Consider the following 17,321-nt stretch of genomic DNA (forward strand, 5'->3'; position numbering starts at 1 on the left):
CTCAGTTCCTTTTCACGCGGGGGTCGATGGCGGCCTGGGCTACATCGACGATCAGGTTCATGCCGACGAAGAACATGGCCAGCACCAAGATCGTCCCCTGCAACAGCGGCAGGTCGCGCTGAAAGATCGCGTTGGACAGAAGGAACCCCGATCCGGGCCAGTTGAAGACCGTCTCGATCAGGATCGACCCGCCCAGCAGGTATCCCAGCTGCAACCCCATCACCGACAGGGCGGTGGCGGCGGCGTTGCGGGCCACATGACGCAGCACGTCACCGCGGCTGAGACCCTTGGCGTAAAGCGCCGTCACGAAATCCATGGACAGGATGTCGCCCGCCAGCGCCCGGACGGTGCGTGCGACGATGCCGATGGGCACCACCGCCAGCGTCACCGCAGGCAGGACCAGGTGGCGCAGATGCGCCCAGTCCCATTGCCAGTCCTGCGACCCGCCCGGCCCCGCGCCCATCGAGGGCAGCCAGCCCAGATTGACCGAAAAGATGATGACCAGCACGATCCCCAGCCAATAGTTCGGCACCGACACCCCAGTGATCGACAGCGCCGTCACCGCCCGGTCCAGCGCCGTGTCGCGGAAATAGCCGGCCAGGAACCCCAGGAAGGTGCCGATCGGAAAGGCGATCACCGCCGCCGCCGCCGCCAGCAGCAGCGAATTGCCGACCGCGCCGAAGACCTCGTCGGCCACCGGGCGGCCCGAGGCGATCGAGCGGCCCATCTCTCCCTGCAGCAGGTTGCCGACCCAGATCAGGTATTGCACCGGCACCGGCTTGTCCAAACCGTATGCCGCGCGCATCGCGGCCTGCTGTTCGGCGGTGGCATCGACCGGCATGATGGCCGTCAGCGGGTCGCCCGGCGCGATCTGCACCAGAGCGAAACAGACGACCGACACCCCGAAGGCCACCGGCAACACCAGGATCAGGCGTCGAAGGAAATAGCTGAGCACGTCATGCGTCCCTGGCTGGGCCGCACCCGCAACGGGCGCGGCCGGTTGCGGGTCAGTCGGCCATCGTTATGGACGAGAAGTTCAGGTACCAGTTCTGCGGTTGCACGAAGCCCTGTACCTTGGGCGACACGGCGCGGGGGGCCACGTCATGCGTGACCATCAGGAACAGCGCATCATCGACGAACTTCTCATGCGTGCGGCGCAGGACCGCGTCCTGTTCGGCGGGGTCGAAGGTCGTCTTGATCTCCTCGAACAGACCCTGCATGTCCTCGTCGCAGTAATGGCCCCAGTTGGTGCCGTTGGGTGCCACCAGGTCGCAATCCAGGTGCCGGATGAAGCCGGTGAACGGGTCCTGGATGAAGTAGGTGAAGTTGATCGACTGCGATCCCTCGACCGACGGATCGGCGGCGCCCGCGCGCCACAGGTTGATCATCTGGTTCCACTCGACGACCATGAACTCGACGTCGATCCAGGCTTGGGCCAGCGACTGCTGGATGTATTCGTTCATCGGCAGCGGCAGCATCTGGCCCGACCCGGAGGGAGAGATCAGCGCCTTGACCTTCAGCCGGTTGTCGGGGCCGAAGCCCGCTTCGGTCATCAAGGCCTGCGCGGCCTCCAGGTCATAGGTGACGTCGAAATCCGGCTCTCCGAACCACTGCGACCCCGGCGGCACGAACCCCTTGGCCGGGATCATCAGCCCGCCCAGCAGCGCGCCCATCGCCTCGCGGTCGATGGCCAGGTTCGCGGCCTTGCGCACGCGGATGTCGTTCCAGGGCGACCCCTCGACCCGGCTCAGGTGCCAGGTCCAGTTATGCGGCAGGGCGTTCTGGGTGATGGCAAAGCCGTTGCCCTGCATCGCGGGAATGGTGTCGGGGGCCGGCGCCTCGATCCAGTCGACCTGCCCCGACATCAGCGCGGCCGAACGTGCATTCGATTCCGGCAACGGGATCAGCACCAGCCGGTCCAACTTGGGGATGCGCGTCTCGTCCCAGTAATCGGCAAAGGGCACCAGCTCGGCCCGTTCGCGCGGGACAAAGGATTCCATCATCCACGGCCCCGTCCCCGACGGCTTGGCCGCGACCTGCTCCCAGTCCTTGCCCAGGGCCTCCCAGTTGGCCTTGGACGACATCATCACCCAGGCCAGCTGATAGGGCAGCGTCGCGTCCGGCTCATGCGTGATGATCTCGACCGTCAGATCGTCCACGGCGCGATAGCTGGCGATGGCGGGAATGCGCGACTTGCCCTGCGCCGATTGGCGCGGATCATACTGTTCGGCGCTTTCGTCCAGCAGCTTGTCCAGGTTCCAGACCACGTTCTCGGCGTTGAACGGGCTGCCGTCGTGGAAGGTCACCCCCTCGCGCAGCGTGAAGGTCCAGCGGGTGCGGTCGGCCTCGTCGGCCTCCCATGCGGTGGCCAGGCCCGGCACCAGGCCGGACGGCCCGTCGCCCTGCGTCAGGTCCCAGTTGATCAGCGCGTCATAGACCGTATAGCCGATGAAGCGCAGCCCCTCGCCGCCCTGATCGGGCTGGCCGGTGGTCAGCGGGATGTCGGCGGCGGTCATGCCGATGCGCAGCGTGCCTTGGGCCATGGCCGCAGGTCCGGCCAGCACCGCCACCGAAAGCGCCAATGCGGCGATGCCTTTTCTCAGATCAAGCACGGTCGTTCTCCCTGTTGGCCGGGGTCGTTGCTGCCCCGAATTGGGATCACCTTGGACCGCCGCTGCAGGGCTGCGCAGCGGCGGGCGGCCATTGTGTGGGGATCCGTTCGCAAAAAACCTGCGCGATGCACGCCGGGCGGTCAGATTGCTGACAATTCCTGCACGCAATGTTTTCGCCACCGCAGCCCGTCTTTCAGGATGGACAGCGCATCGATAAGCGGGCCACAGGCGCGGGATGATCCTGCTGGCCAATCCCAACGCGAACCCGTTCACGACCGCGGCGATGTGCGCGATCGCGGCGCCGTGGCTGGCGGGCCTTCAGGGGTGGACGGCGGCCACAGGGCCGCAGGTGATCGTAACCCCGGACCAGCTGGACCGTGCGGTCGACGGCATCGCGGCGCTGCACCCGCCCGCGGCGTGTCGCGGCGTGATCGTCGGGGCCTTCGGCGATCCGGGCGCGGATCGGCTGGCAGCCCGCCTTGCGGTGCCGGTGATCGGCATCGGGGCCGCGGCGGCGCGGGCGGCGGCGCAGGGGGGTCGCGCCTTTGCGGTCGCGACCACCACCCCTGCCCTGCGGGACCGGATCGACGCGCTGATGCGGGGGCAGAACGGCCGCTATCTGGGCTGTCACATGACCGACAGCCCCAATGTGATGCGCGATCCCGACGCGCTGGATCACGCCCTGCTGGAGGCGGTGATGCGGGCCGCGGCAGCCGGTGCCGAGGCGGTGATCATCGGCGGCGGCCCGCTGGCGCAGGCGGCGGTCCGGCTGGCGCCCCTGTCCCCCGTGCCGCTGATCCAGCCCGTCCCCGAGGCCGCGCGCGCGATGGCCCGGCTGCTGGCCCGCTGAGGTTACAGGTCCTCGATCCGGACATGGGCGCGGGTGCCGCCCAGGGACTGGAACGCCCGCTGGCGGCAGGTCAGGACCAACACCTGCTGATCGGTGGCGACGCGGTGCAGGGCGGTGAACATCGCCTCGATCCGGTCGTCATCGGTGTGGACCAGCGCATCGTCCAGGATCACCGGGACCGGCCGCCCGGCCTGCGCGAACAGGCGCGCAAAGGCCAGCCGCGTCAGGATCGCCACCTGTTCGCGTGTGCCGCCCGACAGGATGTCCAGCGGTTCGGCCTGTCCGTCACGGGTCAGCGCATGCGGCAGCAGGGTCTGGTCGTCGATCTGCAGCGCCGCGCCGGGATGCAGGATCGACAGCAGCGGCTGCAGCTCTCGCACCACCGGCTTGAAATAGGCGTCGCGCTGGCGCGTGCGCGCCTGCTCCAGCGTGTCGCGCAGGCGCGTCAGGGCGGCCATCTCGGCCGCGTAACGGTCGGCGCGGGCCTGGGCCTCGGCGCGCTGGCCGGACAGTTCGTCCAGCGTTTCCTCGATCCCCTCCTCGGCCAACAGCGCGATGCGGGTGTTCAGCGCGGCAAGGTCGCGCTCCATCGTCTCCGCGTCGCGCCGGGCCTGTTCGGCAGCGCTGGTGGCACGCGACAGCGCGGCCTGGGCGGTGGTCAGGTCGGGGGCCGCATCCGACAGGGTGGCGCACAGCCGGGCGGCCTCGGCGCTGCGGGCCGACAGGTCGGGCAGCGAGGCGGCCAGCGCGTCCAGACGCGCCGCCAGATCGTCCAGCGATCCGACCTCGGCCAGCACATCCGCCAGCGCGCGTTCGGCGGAACGGCGCTCTCCCTCGGAATCGGCACGCGCCTCCCCGGCGGCGGTCGCGGCCTCATGGGCGCTGCGCGATTGGGCCTGCGCCTGCGCCTCGGCGGTATCGGCGGCGGTCAGCAGAGGTTCCAGCACCGCGGCGTCCTCGGCATCCGCAGGGGCATCGGCGGCCTCGGCCGTGGCCAGGGCCAGCGCCTCGCGCAAAGCATCCAGGCCCAGCGGCGCCAGATCGTCCAGCGCCTGCGCCCCCTGGCGCAGCGCATCGTCCAGCCGCGTCGCGCGGTTCAGCCGGTCACGCGCATCGGCCAGATCGGCCGCCCCACAATCCTGCAGCGCGCTTGCCACGTCCCGCTGCGCCTGCGCCAGATCGGCGGCCAGCTGCGCCCCCCGCCCCGATCCCGGATCGACGCGGATCGCGCCAAAGCCCGGCAGCGTGACGTGCATCCGCCCCGGCACCGCCCATGCACCCTCGACAGAGGTTCCGTCCGCCAGCGTCGCCAGAGGCCCGTCCGCGTGAAATTCGATGATCACCGCCTGTGCGTCGGCACGCGCAGCCAGGCGGTCCAGCGCTGTCTGTGTCTGATCCAGCCGTGCCATCGCCTTGGGCGTGATGGTCAGCCGCGCACGCTGTGCCCGATCCGCGTGCAGCTGCGCCTGCAGCGCCTGCGCCCGGTCCAGCCGATGGGTCAGATCGACCACCCGAGACCGCGCCGCAAGCGCCAGCCGCGCCTGCTGTGCCCGCGACAGGCGTCCGCGCAGATCGCGCGCGATCTCGCCAGCCTGGCGGTGCGCCTCGGCCGCCTGCGAATCGCGCAGGGCCAGCGCCTCGGCGCGGTCGCGGGCGGCCACCGCGCGCGCCTCGGCCAGGCGCAGTGTCTCGCGGGCCTGGGTCACGCGGTCGGACAGCTGTCGGGTCTGGTCGATCTGCTGGCGCGCGGTCGTCTCGGCCATCCGGGCCAGCGTCAGGTCGCGTTCCGCCTGCGCCAGCCGGTCTGCATGCTTGCGGGCGGCCTGATGCGCCTCCTCGGCCTGCGTCAGGGCAGCCTGGCGGGCGCGGGCGGCCTCCGGGTCTGTCACGCGGGCCAGCATGCGCGTCAACTCGGAGCGGCGGGCCAAGTCGCCGGACAGGCGCGCGGCCTTGTCGCGAGCCTCGGTTTCGGCACGGGACAGTCGCTCGGCCTCCTCGATCGCACGCTGCCATTCGCCCCCGGCCCTGGGGCGACCGGTGGCGGTCGCCAGCCGTGCCATCTCCTGCCCGACGCGGTCCAGGACCGCGTCCATGCGCCGTCCCCCGGTCATCATGTCGATCTCTCCGGCGACGGAAGACAGCAGGTCGCGCCGCGTCCCAAGATTGCGATCGCGGTCCTGTCGGTCCGCGGCGCTGTTGCCTTCCGGCTCCAGCCCCAGCAGGCCCTGGCGGACCCACAACAGACCCGACGGTCCGGCCAGCCCCCCATCCAGCAGGCGGTCGATCCAGGCCTCGGCCTCGTCCTCCTGGGCGATCAGGCGGCCTTGCGCGTCCGTGACCCGCGCCTGCGCGCGCGACAGGAACCGCTTGTGGATGCGGAACCGCCCTTGGGTCGATTCGATCTCGACCGCCACCTCTGGCGCGCCGCCGGCATGGGGCTGCAACGCCTTGACCGGCGCGCGGCTGCTGCGGTGGCGTTCAAAGAACAGCGCGTGCAGCGCATCGAAAAAGGTGGATTTGCCGAACTCGTTCGGTTCGGACAGAACCGTGATGCCGTCGCCCAGGTCGGACAGCACCGCCCGGCGCCCGGCAAAGCGGCGAAGGTTGGTCAGCTCGATCGCGCGCAGCTTCATGCCTGCACCTCCTGCGCAAAGCTGTACAGGCGCGACAGCGCCGCGGCCGAGATGTCGCGGTCGGCCTGCGACCGCTGCGGGTCGGTCGTGTCCGCCAGCAGGGCGTCGGCGGCGTGGCGCAGCGCGCCCGCGCGGTCGATCAGGTCCAGATCGTCGGGCCGGGCCTCGACCTGCAGGGCGGACAAGTCGACGGCGAACCAGCCGTAATCGGGCGCAGCCGCCTGCAGGGCCGCGTCCAGCGCCGCACGGTCCGACAGGGCCAGCCTGCCGCCTGCCGTCACGCTGACCAGATGATCGCGTGCCCGTTCCGTCGGCAGGGCGCGCGTCAGCGCCGCCCGCACATCCGCGCCGGGCAGCAGGTCCAGGTGCGGGCGGGTCCAGCGGAACTGCCCCACGGGCACCGCCTGCACCGTCATTTGGGCGCCCAGTCCGACCAGCAGCGCACCCGCCGGGCCGTCATGCTTGAAGCTGTCGGCCTCGGGCGCGCCCGAATACCAGGTCGCGGGGCCGATCTGACGCTGTCCGTGCCAATCGCCGAGTGCCAGATAATCCAGCCCCGACCGCGCCGCACGGTCGGGCGGAATGATGCCCGTTCGCCCGTCGCCCTCGTCGAAATCCGTCACCGGGCCGTGGCCCAGGCCGATCCGCCGCGCGCCTTGCGGCGTGGCCGCGTCCATCGCCTGCGTCAGGTCGCGCCCGGCGCGACGCTGCGTGCAGGGCGCGGGCAGCAGCCAGACGTCGTCGGCCAGGGTCACCGGGCTGTCATCCATCAGGGGCTGCAGGTTCGCCGGGCCATCGGTTGCGATGCGCCGCCACAGCTCTGTCGCCGCCAGGCTGTCGTGATTGCCGGGCAGCATGATCCAGCGGATGTCTGCCTCCTCCGCCATCGCGCGAAGGGCTTGGCGCAGGGTGTCGGGGGCCGGGGTTTCCGCGTCGAAACTGTCGCCCGCCAGCAGCACGACCTGTGCACCGCCCTGCCGGGCGGCCTGGGCCAGACGCCCGATGGCGGCATGACGCGCCTCGCGCAGGCGGTTGCGGATACCCTCGGGATAGCCGCCGAAGGGCTTGCCCAAATGCAGGTCCGATGCGTGCAGAAAGCGGAATGTCATGCGTGAAAATCCTTGTCGGTCAACGGGTCGCAGTCACGGATCCAGGTCGATCCGCAATTGCAGCGGGTCGGTGCCCATGTCGAACGCGGCCTCGTCAAAGCGCGGCGCGCGTAGGCGCGGTGCAGGCCCGACAGAAATGCCCCAGCGTTCCTGCGGCATTCCCAGCACGTTGGTGTCCAGCCGCCCGTTGGCATTCGCATCATGCAGCACCGCCACCGCATAGCGTCCCGGCATCACGCCCTCGAACGTGCAGACAGCCTGGCCACCGCGCGGCGGGGACGCGTCATGGACCGCGCCCGCCCCGTCAGGGAACCCCGCGGGATCGGCATGCAGGCTGCAGGCCAGCACGCCGCGGTCATCGGGGATGCCGGTCACCGTCACCTGGATGGTGCCCGCGATCGCGGGCGCGGCCAGCGTGGTTGCGGCGACCAGGGCCGCGATCCCGATCCTGCGACGATGCTGCATCCGTTCCCCCGTGGCGGTCGTGACATGACGTGGCAGGTCACCACGAAACGCGGTGCCGGACAACCGCCGCCAGGGACTGATACGCAGATGGCCGCGCCTTTGAGGGCGCGGCCATCGACACGTCACCGTGAGGGACGATCAGATCTGGCGTTCTGGCATCTGCACGACCAGGCCGTCCAGCGCCTCGGTCACCTTCAGCTGGCAGGTCAGGCGCGACCGCTCGGGGTCAGGCTTGTAGGCAAAGTCCAGCATGTCCTGCTCCATCGGGTCCACCGGCGGCAGCTTGTCCGTCCATTCCGGCGCCACATAGACATGGCAGGTTGAACAGGCACATGCTCCGCCGCAATCGGCGTCGATGCCGGGGATGCCGTTGTCCCGCGCACCCTCCATCACGGTCATGCCGGGGCGAACCTCGACCTGATGGCGGGTGCCGTTGTGTTCGATATAGGTAATCTTCGCCATGAGTGCTTGTTCCCTTGTGTCACCCGGAATTACGGGATCGGACGGCCATTGAAAAGGGGCAGCCCCGAAAGGCCGCCCCTCTTTTGCCATGGGCCGCAGCTTATTCGACCGGAGCCGTGTCCTCGTCCGCGGGGGCGGTCTCTGACAGGGGCAGCGCCACGAACAGCGGCTCTCCGCCGCGGCGGATCAGCATCAGGACCGACCGGCGACCGGCCTCGCGGGCCTCGTCGATGCGGGCGTTCAGGTCGGCCACGCTGGCGACGGACTGCTGGTTGACGTCGGTGATGATGTCGCCGGGGGCCAGGCCCTTCTCGGCGGCCGCACCCTCGGGATCGATGCCGGTGATGGCCAGGCCGGTCGCGTCGCGCGGCGCACCCAGCTCGGCCGCCATTTCGGGCGTCAGCACCGTCACGGTCATGCCCAGGACATCGCTCTCCGACGGCTCTGCCGCCGCGGGCGATTCCGACGCGCCGTTCTGTGCCGTCTCGCGGCGACCCAGGGTCACGTCCAGCGTCAGTTCGTCGCCGTCGCGCATCACCACGACCTGCGCGGTCTCTCCCGCCGGGGCCTCGGCCACGCGGCGGACCAGGCCGCGGGTGTCCTCGACCTCGGTGCCGGCAAAGCTGGTGATGACGTCGCCCGTCTGCAGGCCTGCATCGCGCGCCGGGCCTTCGGGAACATCGGTGATCATCGCGCCGCCAGCCACGTTCAGACCCATCGCCTCGGACATTTCCGGGGTCACATCCTGGATCATGACACCCAGCCAGCCGCGGCGGGTCTCGCCAAATTCCTGCAGTTGTTCAACGACTTGCGACACGACATTCGACGCCATCGAGAAACCGATGCCGATCGATCCGCCATTGGGCGACAGGATCGCGGTGTTCACGCCGATCACTTCGCCCTTCAGGTTGAACAGCGGCCCGCCGGAGTTGCCCCGGTTGATCGCCGCGTCTGTCTGCAGATAGTCGTCATAGGTCCCCGACAGCTCGCGGTTGCGCGCCGACACGATCCCCGAACTGGCCGAAAAGCCCTGTCCCAGCGGGTTGCCAAGCGCCAGGACCCAGTCGCCCACGCGGGCGCTGTCGCTGTCGCCGAAAGTGACGAAGGGGATCGGCGTCTCGCTGGTGACCTTCAGCAGGGCCACGTCGGTGTTCGGGTCGGTACCCACCACCTCGGCGGGCAACGTCTCGCCGGAATAGAACTCGATCTCGATCTGGTCGGCGCCCTCGATGACGTGGTTGTTCGTGACGATGAACCCGTCGGCCGAGATCACGAAGCCCGACCCCAGCGCGTTGGACCGCTGCGGGCTGCGGGGCGTCGGCATCCCTTCCGGTGCACCGGGGCCGCCGGGCAGGCCGAATTCGCGGAACAGGTCGGCAAAGGGGCTGCCCTCGGGGAAGGCCGGCCCGCCGGTCGGCTGCGACACGACCGAGGTCGTGGTGATGTTCACCACCGCGGGCGAGACCTGCTGCGCCAGGTCGGCAAAGCTGCCGGGCATGACCTGGGACGTGTCGGCGGTCGCGGCGTCCGCCCCCAGCGGCTGGTTGGCCTCGGCGGCCTCCTGGGCCTGCTGGCTGACCTCGGGGAGCACGTCGTCATTGGCCGGGTCGACGGCCTGCGCGCCAGCTTGGCCAAGCCCCACCGCCAGCGCCAGTGCCGACGCGGTCAGGATATGGCGAGGGAAAAGCGGTTTCATGCGGGATGTCCTCATCTCTCGACGGCAGCGATCAGGGGCGGGTGCCCGGACTGCCTGTTGGATATGACGCCAATGTAGGGTGCCGTGGCAAATAAACCACGCTCTCGACTTGTGAACAGATCGTGATTTTCGTTGCAGAAACGGGCGAAGGTTTCCCTCCGCCCGCCTCGGGGTCGTCAGTTGGCGGGCGCGGGTTCCGCCGCCGTATCCTCGGCCGGGGCCTCGGGGGCCGGGGCTTCCTCAGCTGGCGCATCCTCGCTCTGGGCAGCGCCCTCCACCGGGGCGTCCGGCGACAGGATCTCGGACGGCTCCTGCGGGGGTGTGGCCAGATTCTCGGGCACCGGGGTCAGCTCGATCCCGGCAGATTCGCCCAGACGGTTGCCGTCGCGGTCGACTACCTCGGGAACGACTAGCTCCTCGCCTTCGGGCGTTTCGGCAGGGCCGTTCAGACCCAGCCGCTCGGCCGAATTGCCCGGCGGTACCGGCGTCGATGCGGGGTTGGCGTTCGCAGCCCCGTCGCTGGACAGATAGCTGAAGAACTCGCTGTCCGGCTGCATCACCAGCGAGCTGTTGCTGCCCTGCAGCGCGCGCTGATACGAGGTCAGCGAGCGGGTGAAGGCAAAGAACTCGGGGTCGCGGCCATAGGCGTCGGCATAGATCGCGTTGCGCTGCGCGTCGGCCTCGCCTCGGACGATCTCGGACCGGCGGCCGGCCTCGGAGGTCAGCTCGACCACGGTCCGGTCGGCGGCGGCGCGGACGCGCTGCGCAGCCTCGTTGCCGCGTGCAACCTCGTCGGCGGCCTCGCGGGCACGCTCGGCCCGCATCCGGGCATAGGTCGCGTTCAGGTTCTGCTCGGGCAGGTCGGTGCGGGTCAGGCGGACGTCGATGATCTCGATCCCCAGGCCGCCCGAATTCGAACGCGCCTCGTCGCGGATCTGGTTCATCAAGCTGGTCCGATCATCCGACAGGACCGAGGTCGAGGGCACCGTACCCAGAACGCCGCGAATGGCGTCGATCACGATCGGCTCCAGGCGCATTTCGGCGGCCTGGATGCCCTGCACGCCGACCGCCTGGCGGAACCGCACCGGATCGGTGATGCGCCAGCGGGCGAATGCGTCGACCACCAGGCGGCGGTCGTCCAGCGGGGTGACCTCCAGCGGGCTGGTCGGCAGACCCAGGATGCGCCCGTCGTACTTCACCACGTTGTCGATGAAGGGCAGCTTGAAGTTCAGGCCCGGCGTCTCCTGCACGTCGACGACCCGGCCAAGACGCAGCACCAGCGCCTTTTCCCGCTCGTCCACGATGAACAGGGCTGATCCGGCCAGGACGGCGACGACGACCACGGCCGGCAGGGCCAGGGCGGTCAGCAGGTTCTTGCGCGCAGCCATCAGTTCGTCCCTCCGCTGGTCGTGGTGGTGCCGGGCTGGGTGCCCGCCTGCGTGCCGGTGGTCTGGCCCGCGCCTTGGCCGGCGGTCGGCGCCGGGGGCGTGGCGCCGCCCTGCCCCGTGCCGCGCAGCTGGTCCAGCGGCAGATAGGGCACGATGCCCGAGCCACCCTCGCCACCGCCGATGCCCTCGCCGATGATGATCTTGTTCACGCCGCCCAGAACCTGCTCCATCGTCTCAAGATACATCCGGCGACGGGTCACGTCGGGCGCGTTCACGTATTCCTCGTAGATCGAGTTGAAGCGCGCGGCCTCACCCGCGGCGGTGTTGACCGCCTCGGCGCGATAGGCTTCGGCCTGTTCCAGGATCTGGGCCGCCTGACCCCGGGCCGCGGCCAGTTCGCGGTTGGCATAGGCGTCGGCCTCGTTCTGCAGACGGTCACGCTCCTGCTGGGCGGCCTGCACCTCGCGGAAGGCGTCGATGACCTCCTCAGGCGGGTCGGCGCGGTCCAGGTTGACGCGGATCACGTTGATCCCCGACTGATAGCTGTCCAGCGTGCTTTGCACGGCGGCGCGTAGGTCGCTGGCGATCACGCCGCGATCGCGGTTCAGGATCGGGGCCAGTTCGCTGCGCGCGATGATGTCGCGCATCGCGGCCTCGGACACGGCGCGGATCGTGTCTGCGGGGTCGGCCAGGTTGAACAGGTACATCTGCGGATCGCGGATGTTCCAGACCACCTGGTATTCCATGTTCACGATGTTCTGGTCGCTGGTCAGCATCAGGCCGCTGTCCATCGGGCCGGCCTGGCCGGTGCCGATCTCGGTCACGCGTTCGTTCGTGACGGGCACGACCTCGGCGGTGACGACGGGCCAGGGGGCAAAGTTCAGACCCTCGGTCCCCACGGCGATGGCGCGGCCGAACAGGAACTCGACCGACTGTTCGTTGGTCTGGACACGATAGAAGCTGGCAAAGGCCCACAGGCCGACCGCTGCCAGGCCCGCCACGACCAGGGTCGAGCGGTTCAAACCGAAGTTCGGACCCATCGGGCTGCGACCGCCGCCGCCACCCCCGCCCGTGCCGCCGCCGGTGCCACGACCGCCCATCAGGACGCGCAGGCGCTCCTGGCCCTTCTTCATCAGATCCTCGATCTCGGGGCGCTGCGGATCGTTGTTCGGACGACGCGGGCCGCCGGGGGGCGGCTGTTCGCCCCAAGGGCGACCGGCAGGCTTCTTGTCACGATCCCCGTCATCCCGGCCGCCGTTGCCGCCGCCGCCTCCGCCCCAGGGGCCCTGATTTGCCATCCGATAGACCTTCTTTCGTAGAAATTTCCGTTAGTTGAAAACTGGGGCGCGGGGCCGAAATGTCAACCCTGACACCCGCCCCTGGCCGCGACCCAAGGCCGCGCCCACGGGATTGTCAGCCCGCCACGCCCTGATGCCGGCGCGCGGGCTGGCGCATCGTCACCAGCTCCTCGGCCGCGGTGGGGTGGACGGCCACGGTCGCGTCGAACTGTGCCTTGGTCGCGCCCATGGTAATGGCGATCGCGGCCAGCTGGATCATCTCTCCGGCCTCGGGGCCGAAGATGTGACAGCCCAGCACGCGGTCGTCCGCCGGATCGACCAGCAGCTTCATCATCACCTTGGCGTCGCTGCCCGCGAACATCGACCGCATCGGGCGGAAGGTTGTCGCGAACACGTCGACCGGACCGCGGGCCTTGGCCTCCTCCTCGGTCAGGCCGATGCTGGCCAGCTCGTGGGGGCGCAGATAGACGGCGCTGGCGACCAACCCGTGATCGACCGTCCGCGGTCGCGCGCCGAACACCGTGTCGGCAAAGGCATGCCCCTCGCGGATCGCGACCGGGGTCAGGTTCACGCGGTCGGTCACGTCGCCCACCGCAAAGATCGACGGCACGCAGGTCTGCGACCATTCGTCGACCTCGATCGCGCCGTTGGGCTTGGTCCGAACCTCGGTCGTCTCCAAGCCCAGACCCCGCGTATAGGGGTCGCGCCCGGTCGCCATCAGCACCGCGTCGAACCGCTCATCCGTGCCGTCGTCGAAGCGCACGCGGATACCGTCGCTGTCGCGCTCCAGCGCCGCGGGCGTCAGGCCAAGGCGCAGATCCACCCCCACCGCGCTCAGCTGCAGCGTCGCCAGGTCGCGCGCCTCGCGGTCGAACCCGCGCAGCACCGCGTCGCCGCGGTAGGCCTGGACCGTGTCCACCCCCAGCCCCGCCAGGATCGTCGCGAATTCGCAGGCGATGAAGCCGCCGCCCACCAGCAGGATGCGTCCCGGCAGCTTGTCCATCAGGAACAGGTCGTCCGAGATCATCGCCAGTTCCTCTCCGGGAATGCCGATGGGCGCGGGGCGGCCCCCGGCGGCGATCAGGATGTGGCGCGCCGTCTTGGTCGTGCCGTCGGCCAGCCGGACCCGGTGATGGCCGTCCAGGGTGGCGCGCTGATCGTGGATCTCGACCCCGGCGCGGGTCAGCCCGGCGCGATAGATCACCTCCAGCCGCGACAGTTCGGCGTCCAGTTTTTCGCGAAAGATGTCCCAGTCGAACGTCCCGGCCTGCGCATCGCACCAGCCGTAACCGCGCATCTCCTCGGCCATCAGGCCGGCTTGGGACGCAAAGATCATCAGCTTTTTCGGCACGCATCCGCGGATGACGCAGGTGCCGCCCATGCGGCTTTCCTCGGCCAGGCCGACCTTGGCGCCGTGTTCGCCCGCCGCGATCCGCGCCGCGCGCACCCCGCCCGAGCCGCCGCCGATGACGAACAGGTCATAGTCGAAGGTCACGTCATTCCCCTTCCTGCGCCAGCATGTCGGCGTCGATGTCGTTGCGCGCCAGCTCGATCACGCTGCCGTCGTCGCGGCCGATGATGGCCAGGTCGCACATCCCCAGAAACAGGCCGTGTTCCACGACGCCCGGAATGCCAGACAGCGCGCGCGCTAGGGCGGACGGGTCCGGGATCACCTCCAGATGCAGGTCCAGGATCAGGTTGCCCTCATCGGTCACGACCGGGTCGCTGCCCTTCAGGCGCTGCAGGATGTCGTGTTCGCCCAGCTCCAGCCCCTCCAGCGCGCGGCGGATCAGCTTGCGCGTGGTCTCGAACCCGAATTCCAGCACCTCGACCGGCAGGGGAAAGGCGCCCAGCACCTCGACCACCTTGCCGGGGTCGGCGATGACCACCATCCGGTCGCTGGCCGCAGCCACGATCTTTTCGCGCAGATGCGCCGCACCGCCGCCCTTGATCAGGTGCAGGTGCGGATCGACCTCGTCGGCGCCGTCGATGGTCATGTCCAGCCAGCCGATGTCGTCCAGGCTCTCGATGCGCAGGCCCAGGCTCTCGGCCAGGTCCGCCGTCGCGCGCGAGGTCGCGGCACAGCGCAGGGTCAACCCCTCGGCCTGCACGCGGGCGGCCAGTTCGCGCACCATGACGCTGGCGGTCGAACCGGTGCCCAGGCCCAGCCTCATCCCGTCCTCGACCAGCGCGACCGCAGCCTTGGCGGCGGCCAGCTTGGCGGGATCGACCTGCGGTGATTGCGACATGACGACGTCCCCTGAAAAATCCGTTCGCACGCTTATAGGCCAAGCCACCGCCAAGGGCGAGAGGCCGCGACCCCTCAGCCGCGCGCCAGCCCCTCGGGCAGGATCACGGTAAAGCGGCTGCCCTGCCCCACGCGGCTTTCGATCCGCAAGCGGCCGCGGTGGCGGTTCACGATATGCTTGACGATGGCCAGGCCCAGACCGGTGCCGCCCTGTTCGCGCGACCGGTGGGTGTCGACGCGATAGAACCGTTCGGTCAGGCGCGGCAAATGCTGTTCCTCGATGCCGTCGCCGCGGTCCTCGATGCACACGGCCCAGGCCGGCCCGCGCAGCAGCGGTTCGTGCGGCAGGCGCGACAGCGTGACGCGCAGCACGCCGCCCGATCCGCCGTATTTCACCGCGTTCTCGATCAGGTTCTGGAACACCTGGGTCAGCTGGTCGCCGTCGCCCGGCAGGCGCAGGTCGATATCCAGCCCTTCGGTCGTCACCGTCACCCCCGCGGCTTGGGCGCGCGGCGCCAGCATGGCCAGCGTGCCGCGCAGCAGACCCGGCAGATCGACCCGGCCCGACGGTCGGGACCGTTCGTCGGCCTGCACCCGGCTCAGCGAAAGCAGCTCGCTGATCAGGCGGTTCATGCGCGCGGCCTCGCGCTCCATGATGTCCAGAAACCGGTCGCGGGCACGGGCGTCGTCGCGGGCGGGACCGCGCAGCGTCTCGATGAAGCCCGTCATGGCGGTCAGGGGGGTCTTCAGCTCGTGGCTGACATTGGCCACGAAATCGCGGCGCATCTGCTCGGCCTCCTCGGCCACGCTGCGGTCCAGGACGGCGACCGTCGCGCCGCGCCCCAGTGGGCTTGGCAGGGGCGCCACCGTCACCTCGGCCAGGATCTCACGGCCGTCGGCGACGCAGGTCGCGCGCAGGGTGGCGACCCCGTCCGGCGCCGTGGGCAGCGTCTGATCGGGCGTGGGCGCAGGCACCCCCTCCGGGTCCAGGACCCAGTCCACGGCCTGCACGATGGCAGGATGGCGCAGCACGGTCACGAACGGTCGCCCGACCAGGGCCGGACCGAACAGCGCCAGCGCCAGCGGATTGGCGGCGATCACCCGCGCCTCGCGGTCGACGGCCAGCATGGGCAGCGGAATGCCGTCCAGGAACCCTTCAACCCGGCGCGGCCCCGGCTCGGCCGCCATCGCGTCAGTCCCCCGCCGGCGACAGCCCGGCCCGGAACCGCGCCGCGTTGTCCCGGTACCGCGCCGCGGATGCCCGCAGCCCCGCCTGCGCATCAGCGTCCAGCATCCGGACGACGCGGCCCGGGGCGCCCATGACCAGCGCGCCGTCGGGGATCACCTTGCCCTCGGGGACCAGCGCCCCCGCCCCGATCAGTGCACCCGCGCCGATGACCGCCCCGTTCAGCACCGTCGCCCCCATGCCGATCAGCGCACCGTCGCCGATCCGGCACCCGTGCAGGATCGCACGGTGCCCGATCGTGCAATCGGCCCCGATCACCAGCGGGTGGCCCGGATCGGTGTGCAGCATGCACAGGTCCTGGACATTGCTGCCCTGCCCTACCTCGATCACCTCGGTATCACCGCGCAGAACCGCCCCGAACCAGACCGAGGCGCCCGGCGCCAGCACGATCCGCCCCATCACCTGCGCGTCCGGCGCGACCCAGGCCTGCGGGTCGATCTGCGGCGTGATCCCGTCCAGCGACCAGATCATGCGACACCTTCGGACATCAGGTCGCGGACAAAGGCGCCCAGCCCCGCCTGCCGGTCGCGGCGCAGGCGTTCCGCCGTCAGGATGGCACGCATCCGCGCCTCGGTCTGGTCCAGGTCGTCGTTGACCAGGACGTAATCGTATTCGGCCCAGTGGCTGATCTCGGATCGGCTTTTCTGCATGCGCCCGGCGATGATCGCGTCGCTGTCCTGGCCGCGGCCGCGCAGGCGGCGTTCCAGTTCGGGCAGCGACGGCGGCAGCACGAAGATCGACACGACATGCGCCCCCAGGGCCGATGCCCGGATCTGCTGGCCGCCCTGCCAATCGACGTCGAACAGCGTGTCACGCCCGGCCAGCATCGCCTGTTCGACCGGCCCGCGCGGGCTGCCGTAAAGGTTTCCGAAGACCTCGGCATGTTCCAGCATCTGCCCCTCGGCGACCATCCGCAGAAAGCCGTCGCGGGTGGTGAAATGGTAGTGCTCTCCGTCGATCTCTCCGGGCCGCGGCGCCCGCGTGGTGGCCGAGACCGAGAAGCGCAGCCCCGCGTCCCAGTCCATCAACCGCCTGGCCAGCGTGGATTTCCCCGCCCCGGAGGGCGATGACAGGATGACCATCAGGCCGGTGCGTTCGATCATGGCGGCATGTTCCCTGGCGGTTGGTCGCGATGCGTCCGGGGATGCCCCGTCGCGCCGCAGGGGTCAAGACCCGCAACCGGAAGGCATCTTAACCATTCGTTCATTAAATGACTCGGCGAGCGGGCGGGGAACGCGCTATTGTCAGGGGTGAGCAGTGACCGGCCGTGGCCGGAGAGAGTAAAGGGTTGACCGTGCCGGACCGGGAAGACGG

General features: G+C 69.9%; 15 protein-coding genes. 1 reads left to right on the plus strand and 14 read right to left on the minus strand.

Annotation, left to right across the window (positions count from 1 at the left end):
* Position 1: 1 nt before the first annotated feature.
* Positions 2–955, minus strand: a complete 954-nt coding sequence (locus LZ686_RS02780; RefSeq protein WP_349546924.1) for an ABC transporter permease — start codon at positions 953–955, stop codon at positions 2–4.
* Between the two features lie 52 nt (positions 956–1,007).
* Entirely contained in the window at positions 1,008–2,612 is a 1,605-nt protein-coding gene (locus LZ686_RS02785) for an ABC transporter substrate-binding protein (RefSeq protein ID WP_349546925.1), read from the minus strand.
* Between the two features lie 235 nt (positions 2,613–2,847).
* On the opposite strand from LZ686_RS02785, the gene LZ686_RS02790 reads away from it, so the two are divergent.
* A complete protein-coding gene (locus LZ686_RS02790; RefSeq protein ID WP_349546926.1) occupies positions 2,848–3,462 on the plus strand; it encodes an aspartate/glutamate racemase family protein in 615 nt (204 codons plus the stop codon).
* Positions 3,463–3,464: 2 nt separating this feature from the next.
* Here LZ686_RS02790 and LZ686_RS02795 read toward each other — a convergent pair whose 3' ends face one another.
* The 12 genes from LZ686_RS02795 to gmk all read right to left on the minus strand — a co-directional run bounded on the left by LZ686_RS02795 (position 3,465) and on the right by gmk (position 17,107).
* Entirely contained in the window at positions 3,465–6,095 is a 2,631-nt protein-coding gene (locus tag LZ686_RS02795; protein ID WP_349546927.1) for an AAA family ATPase, read from the minus strand.
* Complete coding sequence (locus LZ686_RS02800) at positions 6,092–7,204, minus strand: metallophosphoesterase family protein (RefSeq protein ID WP_349546928.1); 1,113 nt, start codon at positions 7,202–7,204, stop codon at positions 6,092–6,094. Before LZ686_RS02800 ends, LZ686_RS02795 begins: the two co-directional genes overlap by 4 nt.
* A gap of 33 nt (positions 7,205–7,237) precedes the next feature.
* The gene (locus LZ686_RS02805; RefSeq protein WP_273743464.1) at positions 7,238–7,669 is read right to left on the minus strand and encodes a DUF2141 domain-containing protein; all 432 of its coding nucleotides are present in this window, start codon (positions 7,667–7,669) and stop codon (positions 7,238–7,240) included.
* A 138-nt stretch (positions 7,670–7,807) separates the two neighbouring features.
* Positions 7,808–8,131, minus strand: coding sequence for a 2Fe-2S iron-sulfur cluster-binding protein (locus LZ686_RS02810; RefSeq protein ID WP_045998869.1), 324 nt, complete (start codon positions 8,129–8,131; stop codon positions 7,808–7,810).
* 100 nt (positions 8,132–8,231) lie between these two features.
* The gene (locus tag LZ686_RS02815; RefSeq protein WP_232303267.1) at positions 8,232–9,629 is read right to left on the minus strand and encodes a DegQ family serine endoprotease; all 1,398 of its coding nucleotides are present in this window, start codon (positions 9,627–9,629) and stop codon (positions 8,232–8,234) included.
* 374 nt (positions 9,630–10,003) lie between these two features.
* Positions 10,004–11,215: a protease modulator HflC gene (gene hflC / locus LZ686_RS02820; RefSeq protein WP_148912114.1), complete on the minus strand. Its 1,212-nt coding sequence runs from the start codon at positions 11,213–11,215 to the stop codon at positions 10,004–10,006.
* Positions 11,215–12,513 carry an FtsH protease activity modulator HflK gene (gene hflK / locus LZ686_RS02825; RefSeq protein ID WP_194885723.1) on the minus strand — a complete coding sequence of 433 codons (1,299 nt, stop codon included), beginning with the start codon at positions 12,511–12,513 and terminating at the stop codon, positions 11,215–11,217. The genes hflC and hflK overlap by 1 nt, the downstream gene beginning before the upstream one ends.
* A 115-nt stretch (positions 12,514–12,628) precedes the next feature.
* On the minus strand, positions 12,629–14,008 hold the full coding sequence (gene gorA, locus LZ686_RS02830) for a glutathione-disulfide reductase (RefSeq protein ID WP_349546929.1): 1,380 nt from the start codon (positions 14,006–14,008) through the stop codon (positions 12,629–12,631).
* Position 14,009: 1 nt separating this feature from the next.
* The gene (gene rpiA, locus LZ686_RS02835; RefSeq protein WP_042250605.1) at positions 14,010–14,762 is read right to left on the minus strand and encodes a ribose-5-phosphate isomerase RpiA; all 753 of its coding nucleotides are present in this window, start codon (positions 14,760–14,762) and stop codon (positions 14,010–14,012) included.
* 74 nt (positions 14,763–14,836) lie between these two features.
* A complete protein-coding gene (locus LZ686_RS02840; protein WP_349546930.1) occupies positions 14,837–15,949 on the minus strand; it encodes an ATP-binding protein in 1,113 nt (370 codons plus the stop codon).
* Positions 15,950–15,953: 4 nt separating this feature from the next.
* The gene (locus LZ686_RS02845; RefSeq protein WP_349546931.1) at positions 15,954–16,478 is read right to left on the minus strand and encodes a gamma carbonic anhydrase family protein; all 525 of its coding nucleotides are present in this window, start codon (positions 16,476–16,478) and stop codon (positions 15,954–15,956) included.
* Positions 16,475–17,107, minus strand: coding sequence for a guanylate kinase (gmk, locus tag LZ686_RS02850; RefSeq protein WP_349547116.1), 633 nt, complete (start codon positions 17,105–17,107; stop codon positions 16,475–16,477). The genes LZ686_RS02845 and gmk overlap by 4 nt, the downstream gene beginning before the upstream one ends.
* Positions 17,108–17,321 lie beyond the last annotated feature (214 nt).

It is taken from the genome of Paracoccus sp. NFXS7, from assembly GCF_040148865.1.
GTDB classification, from domain to species: domain Bacteria; phylum Pseudomonadota; class Alphaproteobacteria; order Rhodobacterales; family Rhodobacteraceae; genus Paracoccus; species Paracoccus marcusii.